Source organism: Bradyrhizobium sp. Pa8, from assembly GCF_052588265.1.
In genome coordinates this window covers 7,338,757-7,353,326 of the sequence record NZ_CP176767.1, presented here as the reverse complement: position 1 = coordinate 7,353,326, position 14,570 = coordinate 7,338,757, and the positions used below count along the sequence as shown (strand labels likewise).

Genomic DNA, 14,570 nt, shown 5'->3' with positions numbered 1-14,570 from the left:
GGATTTTCACGGATTCGTCTTCTGCAACATGGGCATCGCTGGGATGGCGGTCGAAGAATGAGATCGACGATGGCGTGACGAACGGCCGGCAAGCTTGGCTGAGGCGGGGGTCCGTTGATTCTTTTTTTTCCGCCCCGCTTGTGCGAGGCGACGGTGTTGCAAGAAGGCGTACGCGATCATGGTCATGAGTGCGTGACGATGAAGACCTTGCCAGGATCGTCCCTCGAAGTGATCAAGCCCGAGTTCCTCTTTCAACTGCTGATGCGCCTGTTCGCAGATCCATCGCGCCTTAATCGTGGCAGCCAGTGTGCGCAGATCTGTCGCGGCCGGCAGATTGGCGAGATAGTATTTCTTCTCCCCTGAGGTCCTGTGTTCACCGATCAGCCAGGCCTCCTCGCCGGGAAGATGCTGCTGGCCCTTATCCTTGATCCGCTGCGGTGGTCCATCGGCGATCCGCACCCGAACGGCCGCAAAACGCGCTTTCAATCGACCCTTGGTCCCGGTTCGCCAGCTCACAGTTTGCCATTTGGCATCGGCGAGCATGTCTTCGGCTGCCCTCGACAGGATGTCCGGAATGTACAGCTTGCGGGGACGCCCGCGCATAGCGACTGGCCAGATCAACTTGACGCCGACCGGGTACACCTTCTGGTGACGGGGGATGCCAACGGCCCAGACCAGCCCGCGTGCCGTGAGCCCTTGTCGAAACGGCGCGCTGAGGCCGTATCCTGCGTCCGCCAGCACACAACCAAAGCGCACGCCGGCCGTCATCGCGCGATCAATCTCGGCCAGAGCAATCTCTGGCTTGGATCGCGGCGCCCGGTATTCGACCGGTACGCCGGCGCGCTTCAAGCGTGCAGCGTCGCTTGTCCAGCTCTCTGGCAGGAAGAGACGCAACGCGATCATCACCGGCACTTCGCCGCGCGCAAGCGTCAGCGACACCAACGTTTGGCAATTTGCCGTCTTGCCAAGCGCCGAGGCATATTGAGCCGCGACACCGACCGAGCGTTCGCCCTTCTTCGGCACCGCGGTGTCATCGATAACCAGCACTGCATCGTCGCCGCCGACGAGCCGGTCGGCCTGACTGAACAACTCTGTCTCCAGCGGCGTCGCGTCCCAGACGCCATCGGCAATGAAATGGTGCAGCTGGTCGTAATCGCCCGCTGCAAAGCGCTCCGCCATCGGTTGAATGCTTTTGCGTTCACCAGGGCCGATCAGCCCCGCAATGTAAAGCGGACACATCCGTCGCCGGGCCTTATGACCCAAGCGATCCAGAAATGGCTTCAGCCAACGTTCGAGTTCGTCTTCCCAATCCGACGTCGCGTTCCCCATGGTCGGCGCTCCAAAAGCCGACCCCCTATGAATCATTGAAAAATCGATTCGGGAATCCTGACAGGCTCATTAAACCGACGAAACTGCCAAAGTAGTGCTAGGACGCGGACTCATTAAGGCGCAGCCATAGCTGACCTCCGCGTCGGGCACCGCAATGACCGGCTTAGCGGGCAGAAGCCTTGTCCGACAAAGCGCTGTCAAAAAAGATTGATGGGCGAAATCGCTTTGCAGCCAAGCCGAATTCTAGACGATCGGTCTAATTTATGGCACCTCGGAAAAGCGCGGTGAAATCAGCTTTGGTTGGGGCTCGGTCGCTACCGAGCGCTGACCGGTTGATGAGGGAATTTTCAACAACGTCCGCCGATACCTTCACGGTTGGGTGGATTCCAGCATGAGAGGTCACGCATGTTTCACAATATCGCGCTTGGAATGACGATCACTCTCGCAATGGCTCTAACCGCGCCGGTGGCCATTGCCCAGCAAAAGCACCACGTCAGCTATGATACGCCGGCAACTCAGACGGTATACACCCAACAACACGTCATCGACGTTGGCGACATTCCGGGACATCAAGCTCGGCTCTTCGAAATTCGGCGGACCTATGGTGACGATGCCCCCCTCATCAACGGATCGAGGTTGAAGGAGCAGTGGACGCGCGGCATGTCGGACTACATCGACAACAACGGCCCGGCTCTCATCTACAACGTTTGGATCCTGGAGAACGGGGAGAAGTTTTTTGTCAGGACATCTCTGGTCGCTCAAAGCAGTGGAGATGGGAAGCTTACGAACATGACATCGGGCGTCATTACCGGTGGCACGGGTAGCCTCGCCAGAATGCGTGGCATCATCAGCAGTCATGGCCCGTCCGAGCCGAAGGCCGGCACCAATGCCAATCAGACGGACATCGACTATTGGATGGAGTGAGAAGGCCTTCGCGATTGGCGATGGACCGGTGAAAAGTTTCCGGTCCATCATGTCCGTTCTGATACGGCGTGTCGTGATCAAGAAATGCTCGAAACAAGCCGCTATCCCCTATGGAGAATTCCCATGCCGCACCGTCGAAACGGGCGAATTGTGATGTTCTTGTTTTGCTTGTTCAGCCTGATCTCGACGGCGCGGCCAGTGAGCGCAGAAGTTACCCGGATCGAGTTCACGTCGAAGCAGCCTTACGGCACATTTCGCGCCGGCGACTATGTGATCTGGCAGGGCAAGATCCGCGGCGACCTATCGCCGCAAGAGGCCATCCCTGGGATCGACAAGGCGCCGCGCAATGAACGCGGGCGCGTCGACTACGCGGCGAAGATCATTCTCATGATGCCGGCGGCTCCGCGCGGGGAAAACGGCGCGTTGCTGGTGGACGTACCCAACCGCGGGCAAGTCTGGGCCGAGGCGATCTACAACTCGCCACGCGACGTGCGGTTTCTCCCGGGCACGCTGGAGCAGGGCACCGGCTTTCTTCAAGACCATGGTTTCGCGGTTGCGGAGGTTTTTTGGGAGCTTGGACAGGGGGCGGACCTGCCTTCGTTCGCTGACGCCGATGGCAAGACACGCTTCGTCGAGGGAGCGGGCTTTGCGATCGTCCGCGATGCCGCGGACTTCTTCGCGCATGCAGCTTCCGACAAGGGTGGAACGCCCAACCCGCTCAAGGGAGCGATCAACCGCGTGCTCGCGAGCGGCAGGTCCCAGGATGGACGATTCCTGAAGACCTTTCTCCTGAACGGCTTCAACATGACGGGCAACCGGCGCGTCTTCGACGGAATGCATGTGTTCGTCTCGGCCGCCGGCCTTCTTCCGATCCTGCAGACGGGCCTTGGACCAATGTCGAGCGCCGAGGGGGCTCCCACATTCGACAACCCGGATTTTCCCGGCGTGAATGACGGACCGCTCACGATCGGGGAGATCACGGCCAAGGTCGAGGCGCGCGGCGAGGTGCCTCCGAGGATGATACTCGTGAGCTCCACCACGGACTACTATTCGCTGCGCGCTTCGCTTGGCCGCACGGGCGCGTCCGGAACCGCGGATCAGCCACTGCCCGCCAATGTGCGGATGTATGATATTGCGGGAGGCCCGCATGTACCCGCCCCCAAGTCACCGGCCTGCACACTGACGCCGGGCCGCCTCGATTGGTCGCCGCTGTCGCGGGCCCTCCTGCTGCACCTTGATGCCTGGGTAAGCCGCGGCACCAAGCCGCCCGCCAGCGAACTGATGCCGCTTGAAGCCGCGGGCGGCGAGCCACCTGCGCTGCGCGGCCCGACCAGGCTTTCCGCAGCAGTGATACAAGTGCCGAAGCGCGATCAGGATGGCAATGCGCTCGGCGGCGTGCGGCTGCCGGATGTCGCGGTGCCGACCGGCACCAATGGCGCCCAGAACCAGCCGCAGACATTCACCTGCATGCTGATCGGGTCCTTCTCGCCATTCGCAGCGACGAAAGCGGAGCGAGAGCGTACCGGTGACGCCCGCCCGTCGATCGAAGAGCGCTATCACGGCCGCGACGATTACGTGAATCGGATCCGGATCGCCGCCCAGGATCTGATGGCGCGTGGGTTTCTGCTGCCGGAAGACGCGGCAGTGATCGTTCAGGAAGCCGCGTCGACTAACCTGTTCGCGCCCGCACCAACGAATGCCGAGCCACGTTGAGTGAGCCAAGCCGGAGCCTAGGCCTGCCACCGAGCTAGTGGATGGAGTGAGAGGGCCTCCGCCACTTGAAGAACGCCGCATCACGGGCAGTTTGCTTCCCCTAGACGATCGGTCTATTACGATCTGCATGAGCAAGACACTGCCTCGCCGCCGTCGCGGGCGACCTCCTAAGGAACTTGCCGGCACCAGCGCGACCCGTGACGCGCTGGTCCGTGCAGGTGTCGTTATGCTGACGGAGAAGGGCTATTCCGCGACGGGGATCGAGGAAGTCTTGCGGAGCGTCGATGTGCCAAAGGGGTCGTTCTACCACTACTTTCCGAGCAAAGAGGCATTTGGAGCGGAGCTGATCGACAGCTACGCTGGCTACTTTTCGTGGAAGCTCGACAGCTTCTTCCTGAACGAGCAGCATCCCCCGCTCGAAAGGCTCAGAGGTTTTACCGACGATGCTACGTCCGCGATGAAGCGCTTCCGTTATGTGCGAGGCTGTTTGGTGGGCAATCTTGGGCAGGAGATGGGCGTACTTCCACAATCATTTCGCCAGCAGCTGTTCGATGTGTTCATCGACTGGCAGCAGCGCACTGCCAAGTGCTTGAGAGCTGCCCAGGCTACTGGTGCAATCTCTTCCAGCCAAGATTGCGACTGGCTTGCCGAGTTCTTCTGGATCGGTTGGGAGGGCGCGGTTCTTCGCGCCAAACTCGAACGCCGTTCCGAACCGCTTCATTCCTTCTCAAAGGGCTTTTTCAAGCTCCTCGGTGAATGAGTCGTTTTTCGTGTAGATGGCCGAAGGCGCAATCCACCACACTATCTCCGCGCCATCATTTCAACCGGCTTGATCAGCCGCTCGCGCTCGGCCGCGAGAGCCTGCCGATCTAGAACATCCCGTTGAGCTGATCGATCTCATGCTCGTGGCAAACGGCGCTCAGGTTGTCGAATTCTTGGTTTTGCAAGCGCATCCCCGAGTTGATCTGAATAAATGTCGGCTTCTGGCTCATCTGACATTTGCTGCAGTTGCACAAGGGCGGTCGGGATCGGAGGACAGCGGACATCGCCGACGGTTTATGAGTACGCGGCCTAGTTCGACGACAATCCCGTCCTGCGCCTGAGATCCGTGATCGCGCGCAGAAAACTGTCGGCCGGCGTCGTCTCCGGATCGATCAGGCGGTGCAGGCGAAAGCCGTCTTCCAGCGCCAGCACGACGGAGGCCATCCACGGCGGATTCAGCGTGTCGTTCCTGCCGTTGCTCTTCAACGTGGCCTCGACGATGTCGGCGACCAGCTTGCGCCGCGCGCGTAGCCGCTTGGCAAGCTCCGGGCGGCGCTTCTCGGCGCGCGCGACGAACAGGATCATCTCCATGTGCAGGAGGGGCGAGCGGCCGAGCGGGTCTTGCCGGCTGCGATCCATCGTCTTCAGCGCCGCGATGAAATCGTCGAGATTGTCGTGCTGCGCGAGGATGTCGAGGTTGCGCCGGATCGACTGCTCGACATGATCCTCGAGCATGGCGATGATCAATTCGTCCTTGCTCTTGAAGTTGGAATAGAACGCGCCGCGGGTGAAGCCCGCGGCGGCCGCGATCGCCTCGATGCTGGCGCCGCCGATGCCGTCCGCCTCGAATACGCGTGCGGCCGCCTCGAACAGTTTGTCGCGCGTGTCGTCCCTGGTCGGCCTGGTTCTTACCCTTGACATCGGCGCAGGTTAAGGCAGAATGCAACTCGATACAACAATGTATCCAGTTGATAATCTTGGGGATGGTTACGCCGCGCGCAAGGGGGCTGCCGGCGTATTCGTGTCATGCGGCAACCGATCGAGGTCACCATGAACGAGCAAGTGCAACCCGCAGGCGGACCGCTGTTCAATCCGCTGTCGCCGGACTTCATCCGCGATCCCTATCCGCATTACGACCGGCTGCGCACGATCGAGCCGATCCATGTGACGCCGTTCGGCCAGTTCGTCACCAGCCGCCACGCCGATGTCAGCCTCGTGATGCGCGACAAGCGCTTCGGCAAGGATTTTGTCGAGCGCTCCAAGCGCCGCTATAGCCCTGCCATCATGGACGAGCCGGTGTTCCGCAGCATGAGCCACTGGATGCTGCAATCCGATCCGCCCGACCACACACGCCTGCGCGGCCTCGTCGTGAAGGCCTTCACCGCGCGCCGCGTCGAGGACATGCGGCCGCGGATCCAGGCGATCGTCGACCAGGCCATCGATGCCGTGATCGAGCGCGGCCACATGGACCTGATCGAGGATTTCGCATTCCGCCTGCCGGTCACCATCATCTGCGACATGCTCGGAATCCCCGAGGATCATCGCGAGACCTTCTACAACAGCTCGCGCGATGGCGGGCGGCTGCTCGACCCCGTGCCGCTCACGCCGGAGGAGATCGCGAAGGGCAACGCCGGCAACATGATGGCGCAGATGTATTTCCAGCAGCTGTTCGAGTTGCGCCGCCGCAATCCCGGCGACGATCTCACCACCCAGCTGGTGCATGCCGAGGAAGACGGCAACAAGCTCACCAACGAGGAATTGACCGCCAACATCATCCTGCTGTTCGGCGCCGGCCACGAGACCACCGTCAATCTGATCGGAAACGGCCTGCTCGCGCTGCATCGCAATCCGGATCAGCTCGCACTCCTGAAGGCGCGGCCCGAGTTGATGGTCAACGCGATCGAGGAATTCCTGCGCTACGATTCCTCGGTGCAGATGACCGGACGCGTGGCGCTGGAGGACATCGCGGATCTCGGCGGCAAGAGCATCCCCAAGGGCGAGACCGTGCTCTGCCTGCTCGGCTCGGCCAACCGCGATCCGGCGGTCTACCCTGATCGCCCCGACCGACTCGACGTTACCCGGCCCAACGTTAAGCCGCTGTCGTTCGGCGGCGGCATCCATTTCTGCCTGGGCGCCCAATTGGCGCGCATCGAGGCCGAAATCGCCATCGCGACGCTGCTGCGGCGGCTGCCGGATCTGCGCATCGACGACGTCGAGAACCCGGAATGGCGCCCGACCTTCGTGCTGCGCGGCCTGAAACGCCTGCCGGCAAGCTGGTGATGGCCGCCAGCGTTAACCTCCGCGCGCAACAGTCGCTGTGACTTCGCCACACTTCCCTTTATATAAGGGGCTGTTCCGGCGCGCCTGAGGCCCTCAGGTTCGGCCCGGGCCGGTTTGGCCGAGGGGAGACCCGTGCAGACGACGCTGCTCGGATTGGCGATTGCCTTCATCATTGCGCTGCTGACCGCGCTGATCGGGCCTTACTTCATCGACTGGAACCAGTTCAGGCCCCAGTTCGAGGCGGAGGCGGGCGCGATCATGGGCGTGCCGGTGCGGGTGGCGGGCGAGCTGGATGCGCGGCTGCTGCCGGCGCCGACGCTGCGGCTGCGCTCGGTCACCTTCGGCGGCAACAACGATCTCGGCCGCCTGCGCGCCGACAAGCTCGACGTCGAGTTCAGCCTGAGCTCGCTGATGCGCGGCGAATGGCGCGCCACCGAGCTGACCGTGAACGGCATGGCCGTGGATCTCGGCCTGGATGCCAAGGGCCGGGTCGATTTGCCGTCCACTGCGAGCGGCACCTTCAACCTGGCCTCGCTTGCGATCGAACGGCTGAACCTCACCGGCCGCATCGCCCTGCACGATGCCGCCAGCCGCTCGACGCTGGAATTGAACGACATCATCTTTTCGGGCGACGTGCGCTCGCTGGCCGGTTCGGTCCGCGGCGACGGCAGTTTCACCGCCAACAAGGTGCGCTATCCGTTCCGCGTCTCCTCCGGTCCCAGCGCCGACGGCAGCGCCACCCGTCTCCACCTCAACATCGATCCCGGCGAGCGCGCGATCTTGGCCGATCTCGAAGGCGTGCTCGCCTTCGACAACCGCCTGCCGAAATTCGACGGCGCGCTGACGCTCGCTGTGCCTCCGGTCAAGAAGGCGGGCACGGCGGGGCCGACACCCTGGAAGCTCACGGCAAAGCTCAAGGCCGACCCGGCCGGCGCCAAATTCGATCAGATCGATGCGAGCTTCGGCGCCGAGGACAATGCGCTCAAGTTCGGCGGTGTCGGCGATGTCAGGTTCGGCGCTTCGCCGCTGTTGCGCGCAGTGCTGTCGGCGCGCCAGGTCGATGCCGACAAGCTGGCGGGCAAGGACGATGCCGAGCCGCAGCGCGTCCTGCCGGCGCTGCGCGCGGGCCTTGCCGCGATCCCGCAGGCGCCGATGCCGGCGCAGATCGAGTTCAACTCCGACCAGATCATGCTGGGCGGGCGTCCGCTCCAGAACATCACGGCGGAGCTTCAGACCGACGGAAGGTCCTGGACTTTCCAGCGGCTCGAGCTGCGCGCACCCGGCATGACGCAGCTCTCGCTCAACGGCGCAACGCCCGGCGCCGACAGCTTCAGCGGCCGTCTCAGCGTCGAGTCGTCCGATCCCGATACGCTGGTGGCCTGGCTCCAGGGCCGCAGCGAGATCAACCGCCGCAGCACACGGCCGCTGCGCCTCGCCGGCGACGTCACCATCGCTGCCAACCATCTCGCCGTCGACAGGCTGAAGGCAGAGATCGAGGGCGGCGCGGTGGAGGGCCGCATCGCCTTCGTCCAGACCGGCGCGAGCAAGGGCTCGCGGATCGACGCCGAGCTCAAGGCCGACCGTCTCGACCTCGATGCCGCCGCAAGCTTCGTGCGCGCGCTCGCGGGGCCGCAGGGCGAATGGCCGGAGGAAGCCAAGCTCGCGCTCGATGTCGGTCGCGCGATGTCGGCCGGACAGGAGCTGCGGCCGTTCACGGCAAAACTCGGCTACGGCCCGGCGGCGCTGTCGCTGGAGCAGTTGCGCTTCGGCCAGGCGAGCGGGGTGACCACCGAAGCGAGCGGCAGCTTCGACCGCGTTCATGCCACCGGCAAGCTCGCACTGAAATCCTCGGCCAATTCGCTCCGTGAGCTCACCGCGCTGCTCGAGCCGATTGCACCTTCGGTGCGCGCACGGCTCGACGCCATCCCGTCAATAGCAGGCGCGACGCGGCTGAAGCTCGACCTCAGCCTCGACAAGAACGCCGACCATGCCGATCGCAACGACGCGCGCGCGGTGCTCGATCTCGATGCGCCGCAGCTCAAGGCCACCGCGACGCTGGCCGGGCAGACGCCGGTGGCGGCGGTCAACGGCATCGACATCGACCGCTTGCGTAACAGCGACTTCACGCTGGACTCGAAAATCTCGACGCCGAAGGCCGGCGCGTTGCTGGCGCTGCTCGGCCTCGATCGCGTCGCCGCCGCGGGCGAGGGCGCCTCGCAGTTCGAAGGCCGCTTGAGCGGCGCGTGGCGCCGGCCGCTGCAGTTGAACGCAAAGCTCAGTGGCGGCGGGCTGGATGCGGATGCGCAAGGCAGCATCGAATTGTCGGACCCCAGTTCGTCCCAGCCGAAGGCCAGCGTGAATTTGCGCGTGCGCAATGCCAATCTGGCGCCGCTGTTCGGGACCAGCCCAACCGACAGATCGGTGCAGAGCGTCAACCTGTCCTCGCGCGTTGGCCTCTCCGGCAACCGCCTGACCTTCGACGATCTCGACAGCAGCGCGGCCGGCTCGCATCTGCGCGGGCATCTCGCGGTGACGCTCGATCAGGAGAAGAGCGTCGATGGCGAAATCGGCCTCGATGCACTCGATCTTGCGCCCGCGCTCGCAATGGCCATCGGCGCCGCCGGACGTGATGCCGGCGATCCCCTGAGTGTGGGGCTGCTCGGCGGCTGGCGCGGCCGCATCGCCTTCCAGGCCTTGCGCGGCACCTTGCCCGACGGCATCGAGCTGCGCCCCGTCGGCGGCACGATCCGGAGCGACGGCCAGTCGCTCGCGCTTGACGCGCTCAAGGGCGGTGTCGGCGGCGGTGAGATGTCGGCGAGCTTCGACGCGCGCAATGGCGCCAACGGCGTTGCGCTGAATGCGCGTATCGAGCTGCGCAATGTCGATGCGGCGGCGCTGCGCTACCGCGATCTCGCATTGCCCAAGGGACGCGCCTCGGTGCAGATGGCCCTGACCAGCCAGGGCCGCAGCGTTGCGGCGTTGACCGGTGCGCTCGCCGGCAATGGCACGGTGATGCTCGAGGCGGCGGAAATCAGCGGCCTCAATCCGCGCGCCTTCGAGATCGCCATCCGCGCCAGCGACGGCGGCCAGGTTGCCGACGACAACAGGCTGCGGCAGCTCGTCGAGCCCGCGCTGTCGGCAGGTCCGATCGCGGTCGCCTCGGCGCAGATCCCGTTCACGATCCGCGACGGTCGCCTGCGCGTCGGCGCGACACCGCTGGAAGCCAAGAACGCCCGCGCCATCGTCTCCGGCGGCTACGACATTCCCGCCGACCAGGCCGACATCCGCGCCAGCCTGACGCCGATCATGACCGGGCTTTCCGGCGCGCCGCCGGAGATCCAGCTGTTCGCGGCGGGTCCCCCCGACAGGCTCAACCGCACCGTCGATCTCGCGCCGCTGTCGTCATGGCTCGCGGTGCGCACGATCGATCGGGAGACGCGCCGGCTGGACGCGATCGAGCGCGGCGAGCCGCCGCCGGCGACTGCGGCGTTGCCGACGCTGGTCTCGCCCGACCCGGTGCCCGAGCCGTCGCTGACCGACGTGCCGTTGCCCGGCCGCGATCCGCGCCGCGCGCCGCCGAAGCAAAAGGCCGCGCCGACGCCGAAGGCGCCGCAGGCCGCCCCCGCGGTGCCAAGTCCTCCACTGACAAGCCCGCCGCTCGCGAGCCAGCAGATCGCCCCGCTGCCGCCGCCGATCGAGGTGAGGCCGGCGCCAGGCCCGCCGCCCGCAAAACCCAAGCCGAAGCCGCCGCTGGTACTGACGCCGTCGAATCCTTGAGGGCAGCAGCCTATTCGGCAAGCGCAGGCCCTTGCCCTCCGGTAAACCCATTCCCGCGCATTTTAACGAATTTTGCCCGGCAAAACTGATCTGCCGGTTTTACCGGATTCTCGCGTTTGTTCCCTAGTCTCTGTTCCCAGAGGAATTCGGCATCGCGCCAGCACGAGCGGGATGGCTAGCCAAGAACTGGGGTACCGAGATGAACGGGGCAAAATCGCTTCTGCAGGATCTGGACGACGCGATCGCGCGCGGCACCGACGAGAGCCGGGCGAAGGCGTTGTGGCATGCGACCGACATCCTGATCACCGGCCGCTACAGCGACGACGAGATCAGCATGTTCGGCGAGGTCATCGGGCGGCTCGCCGACGAGATCGAGGTCGCCGCGCGGGCGCAGCTCTCCGAGCTGATGTCGGCCTGCGACCACGCTCCGCTCAATGTCATCGAAAAGCTCGCCCTCGACGACGAGATCGACGTGGCCGGTCCGGTGCTGCGCGACTCCAGCCGTATCGACGAGAAGATGCTGGTCGCGAGCGCCATGACCAAGGGCCAGGCGCATCTGCTTGCAATCGCCCAGCGCAAGTCGATCGGCGAAGCCGTCACCGACGTGCTGGTCAAGCGCGGCGACCAGGCGGTCGTGACCTCCGTCGCCAAGAACGAGGGCGCGCGCTTCTCCGGCTCGGGCCTGCTGCACATGGTCCGGCGCGCCGAGGGTGACTCGATCCTCGCCGAGCAGCTCGGCCTGCGCAAGGACGTGCCGCGCCACATCTTCCAGCAGCTCATTTCCAAGGCGTCGGAAGATGTCCGCCGCCGCCTCGAGCACGAGCGGCCCGAAATGATGGCGCAGATCCAGAGCTCTGTGACCGAGGTCACCGGCGATCTCCAGTCCAAGTTCGGTCCGTCCTCGCGCAGCTATTTCGTCGCCAAGCGCGTGGTGACGACGCAGTACCGCCAGGGCAACCTCAACCAGGACTCGATCTCGAACTATGCGCGCCAGCACCGTTTCGACGAGGTGCAGATCGGCCTGTCGCTGTTGTCGTCGCTTCCCGTCGACGTGATCGAGCGCGCGATGATGGACCGCAATCGCGAGATACTTCTGGTGCTGTGCAAGGCGCTCGACTTCTCGTGGGACACGACCATGTCGCTGCTGTTCCTCGGCGCCAAGGATCATCTGATCACGGCGCGCGAGCTTCATGACAGCGAGCGCGAGTTCGGCAAGCTCAAGATCGAGACGTCGCGCAGCGTTCTGAAGTTCTACCAGTCGCGCAAGACCGGCGCGGGTGCCGATACGGGCCGTCAGCCCGAGCTCCAGGTGCATTGAGCGAGAGGGGAGTATTTGCAATGTTGCCTCAATTCGGCACCGCAATTCGCAAGAACAAGATCCTCGACAAGGCCCCGGCCGGCGATATCGGCGGCGGAGCACCGGACAAGGCGTCGGTCGACGCCGCCTGGCTCGTGCTGGAAGCCGCCAACGATCTCGGCGACCACGCCGCAATCGCAGCCTGCCGCCGCGTCATCGACGCCGAGCTGAACGGCACGGTGGCGGGCAGCGCGGATATCGATCTCGTGCTGGGTTATTTCCGCTAAGACGCCATCCAGGCTAGGCGCCTGAGCGTGCCGGCGAATGACCGGTTGGCTGCGCTCGACTCGCCCCGCGGGATGGCTGAGCGCTGCCGTTTCCTTAAGGCACCTCCACGACCCCGAACGGACACTCGCCGAACAGGCGCAGGCGAAAGCGTGCTATCATACCACCAGGGATAGCGCTCGCTATCCCTGAATTCGGGAGAGATAGCCATGAAGACCTTCGCGTTCTTCGCCGTCGGGCTCGCTGTCGCAACTCTTTCAATGCCGACAGCCAATGCCCAATACAAATGCTCCTGGAGTAGCGGCACCATTTCCCCGGTCCCGTGTGCCAAGCGTTATGCCGTCAACTACGAAGCGTGCCGGAAATACGTCATAGAACATGGATCGAGCTCGGCTGACGCCATGTGGTGGTGTACGAGCCAAGGTTACACCAAGTAAGGCTATACCAGCTGATTTGACGCCGACCACAAGCAAGAGGCCGCCTTGGTGGGCGGCCCCTTGCAACCGGATGTCGCCAGATTCCCGGATCGGTCCGACCGGAATTCGCGTCCGCCATGGGACGGCCAAACGCGATGAGATTGGGTCGAATCGTCACCGCGCTTCAGCTCTTTGTTTGAGTACGATCTCTTCGGAAAACCGCTTCACACTTTTCCGGATCATGCTCTAGGCGTTCGCGCCGCCGTCGACGGTCAAGGTCGAGCCGGTGATGTATTTTGCCTTCGCGCTCGCCAGGAATGCCACGGCATTCGCGATGTCATCCGTCGCACCATACCGGCCCAGTGCCATGAACTGTTTCAGCGTCTCCGCGGTCGGGCCGCTTGCCGGGTTCATGTCGGTGTCGATCGATCCCGGCTGCACCAGATTGACCGTGACGTCCCTGGGGCCGAGCTCCCGCGCCAGCGCTTTGGTGAACGCTGCAAGCGCCGACTTCGACGCCGCGTACACGCCGAGCACCGGCGCAGGCACGCGGTCGGCGAAATAGCTGCCGATGGTGATGATGCGGCCGCCTTTGCCGAGATGGGGCAGTGCGGCCTTGCTCGCGATCATTGGCGAGCGCACGTTGACGTTCAGCAGCGCATCGATGTCTTCCAGCGAGATGTCATTGAGGCCGCCCAACCGAAGAATTCCGGCGTTGTTGACCAGAATATCGAGCCCGCCCAGTTCAGTGACGGTCTTGGCAACCGAGGCCTGAACGGCAGCGACATCGGCGCTGTCGGCCTGGATCGCCACGGCTTTGCGCCCGCTTGCCTTGATGGCGTCAACGATCTTCGCGGCGCTGTCTGCGGACTTCTCGTAAGTGATTGCAACATCGGCGCCTTCCGCGGCCAGCGCTTTTGCAATGCCGGCACCGATACCCCTGCTTGCGCCCGTCACCAGGGCCCGTTTTCCTGCCAGATTCATTTGATCTCTCCAATTCTGTAACGATCGACACAGAATATGTGGAGTCTTGAACGGGCGCGTCAAGTCAATTATGTGTTGATCATTACAGAAAGGGCGAGATGGCCGGACGACCCCGGGAATTCGATCGAGAGGCAGCCCTCGAAGCCGCCATGTTCCTGTTTTGGCGCAAGGGTTTCGAGGCGGCCTCGATGCACGACCTCTGCGACGCCATGGGCGTCCGCTCGCCGAGCCTCTATGCGGCCTTCGAAAGCAAGGAGGCGCTCTACCTCGCTGCGATCGAGCATTACGTCCAGACCCAGGGACCTCCGGTGTGGGACAAGCTCGCGGACGGAAAAACCGCGCGCGAGGGCATCGAGCACCTGCTGATCGGGGCGACCGAGACCCTGCCGAAATCCCGGACCGCGCCGGCCGGCTGCATGGCCGTGCTCGGCGCCGTCAGCGACGAATGGCCGGCCACCATTGCCCGCGCAATCAGGAAGGTCCGGCTCGACATGCTCGGCAATCTGCGCGCGCGGATCGAAGGCGCGGTCGGCAGCGGCGAGCTGCCTGCCGCAACCGACGTCGATGCGCTGAGCCGGTTCTACCTGAGTGTCTTCCAGGGGATGGCGATCCAGGCCAAGGACGGCGCGACGCCTGAGGAGTTGAGAGGCGTAGCGAAGGCGGCCATGGCGATGTGGCCGGGCGAGCGGTAGTCCGTCGACAGTAGGATGGGTAGAGCGCAGCGAAACCTATTGTTCCGTCCAAGCGTGTCGAGGCGTGATGGGTTTCGCTCCGCTCTCCCGATCTTATGAGCTGATGTTGCC

Annotated in this window: 11 protein-coding genes and 1 pseudogene; 8 read left to right on the top strand and 4 right to left on the bottom strand. The window is 64.1% G+C overall.

Features of this window, described 5'->3' with window-relative positions; genetic code table 11:
* Positions 1-6: 6 nt before the first annotated feature.
* On the bottom strand, positions 7-1,365 hold the full coding sequence (locus tag ACKWRH_RS34885; protein WP_445217214.1) for an IS701 family transposase: 1,359 nt from the start codon (positions 1,363-1,365) through the stop codon (positions 7-9).
* Between the two features lie 369 nt (positions 1,366-1,734).
* On the opposite strand from ACKWRH_RS34885, the gene ACKWRH_RS34880 reads away from it, so the two are divergent.
* The 3 genes from ACKWRH_RS34880 to acuR all read left to right on the top strand — a co-directional run bounded on the left by ACKWRH_RS34880 (position 1,735) and on the right by acuR (position 4,726).
* Positions 1,735-2,253: a hypothetical protein gene (locus ACKWRH_RS34880; protein WP_445217213.1), complete on the top strand. Its 519-nt coding sequence runs from the start codon at positions 1,735-1,737 to the stop codon at positions 2,251-2,253.
* 270 nt (positions 2,254-2,523) lie between these two features.
* Entirely contained in the window at positions 2,524-3,966 is a 1,443-nt protein-coding gene (locus ACKWRH_RS34875) for an alpha/beta hydrolase domain-containing protein (RefSeq protein ID WP_445217212.1), read from the top strand.
* Between the two features lie 127 nt (positions 3,967-4,093).
* Positions 4,094-4,726, top strand: coding sequence for an acrylate utilization transcriptional regulator AcuR (gene acuR / locus ACKWRH_RS34870; protein ID WP_445217211.1), 633 nt, complete (start codon positions 4,094-4,096; stop codon positions 4,724-4,726).
* A gap of 41 nt (positions 4,727-4,767) precedes the next feature.
* Here the strand turns inward: acuR and ACKWRH_RS34865 are convergent.
* Positions 4,768-4,910, bottom strand: a pseudogene (locus tag ACKWRH_RS34865) (peptide deformylase); the annotation flags it as partial.
* A 127-nt stretch (positions 4,911-5,037) separates the two neighbouring features.
* The gene (locus ACKWRH_RS34860; RefSeq protein ID WP_028156424.1) at positions 5,038-5,649 is read right to left on the bottom strand and encodes a TetR/AcrR family transcriptional regulator; all 612 of its coding nucleotides are present in this window, start codon (positions 5,647-5,649) and stop codon (positions 5,038-5,040) included.
* Between the two features lie 129 nt (positions 5,650-5,778).
* On the opposite strand from ACKWRH_RS34860, the gene ACKWRH_RS34855 reads away from it, so the two are divergent.
* The 4 genes from ACKWRH_RS34855 to ACKWRH_RS34840 all read left to right on the top strand — a co-directional run bounded on the left by ACKWRH_RS34855 (position 5,779) and on the right by ACKWRH_RS34840 (position 12,369).
* On the top strand, positions 5,779-7,008 hold the full coding sequence (locus ACKWRH_RS34855) for a cytochrome P450 (protein WP_445217210.1): 1,230 nt from the start codon (positions 5,779-5,781) through the stop codon (positions 7,006-7,008).
* Positions 7,009-7,140: 132 nt separating this feature from the next.
* Positions 7,141-10,785: an AsmA family protein gene (locus tag ACKWRH_RS34850; protein ID WP_445217209.1), complete on the top strand. Its 3,645-nt coding sequence runs from the start codon at positions 7,141-7,143 to the stop codon at positions 10,783-10,785.
* Positions 10,786-10,984: 199 nt separating this feature from the next.
* Entirely contained in the window at positions 10,985-12,103 is a 1,119-nt protein-coding gene (locus ACKWRH_RS34845; RefSeq protein WP_445217208.1) for a DUF2336 domain-containing protein, read from the top strand.
* A 20-nt stretch (positions 12,104-12,123) separates the two neighbouring features.
* Positions 12,124-12,369 carry a hypothetical protein gene (locus tag ACKWRH_RS34840; RefSeq protein ID WP_445217207.1) on the top strand — a complete coding sequence of 82 codons (246 nt, stop codon included), beginning with the start codon at positions 12,124-12,126 and terminating at the stop codon, positions 12,367-12,369.
* Between the two features lie 660 nt (positions 12,370-13,029).
* On the opposite strand, the gene ACKWRH_RS34835 is transcribed toward ACKWRH_RS34840, so the two are convergent.
* Complete coding sequence (locus tag ACKWRH_RS34835) at positions 13,030-13,767, bottom strand: 3-oxoacyl-ACP reductase family protein (RefSeq protein WP_445222531.1); 738 nt, start codon at positions 13,765-13,767, stop codon at positions 13,030-13,032.
* A 98-nt stretch (positions 13,768-13,865) separates the two neighbouring features.
* Between ACKWRH_RS34835 and ACKWRH_RS34830 the strand changes: the two genes are divergently transcribed.
* A complete protein-coding gene (locus ACKWRH_RS34830) occupies positions 13,866-14,459 on the top strand; it encodes a TetR/AcrR family transcriptional regulator (protein WP_445217206.1) in 594 nt (197 codons plus the stop codon).
* Positions 14,460-14,570: the final 111 nt, after the last annotated feature.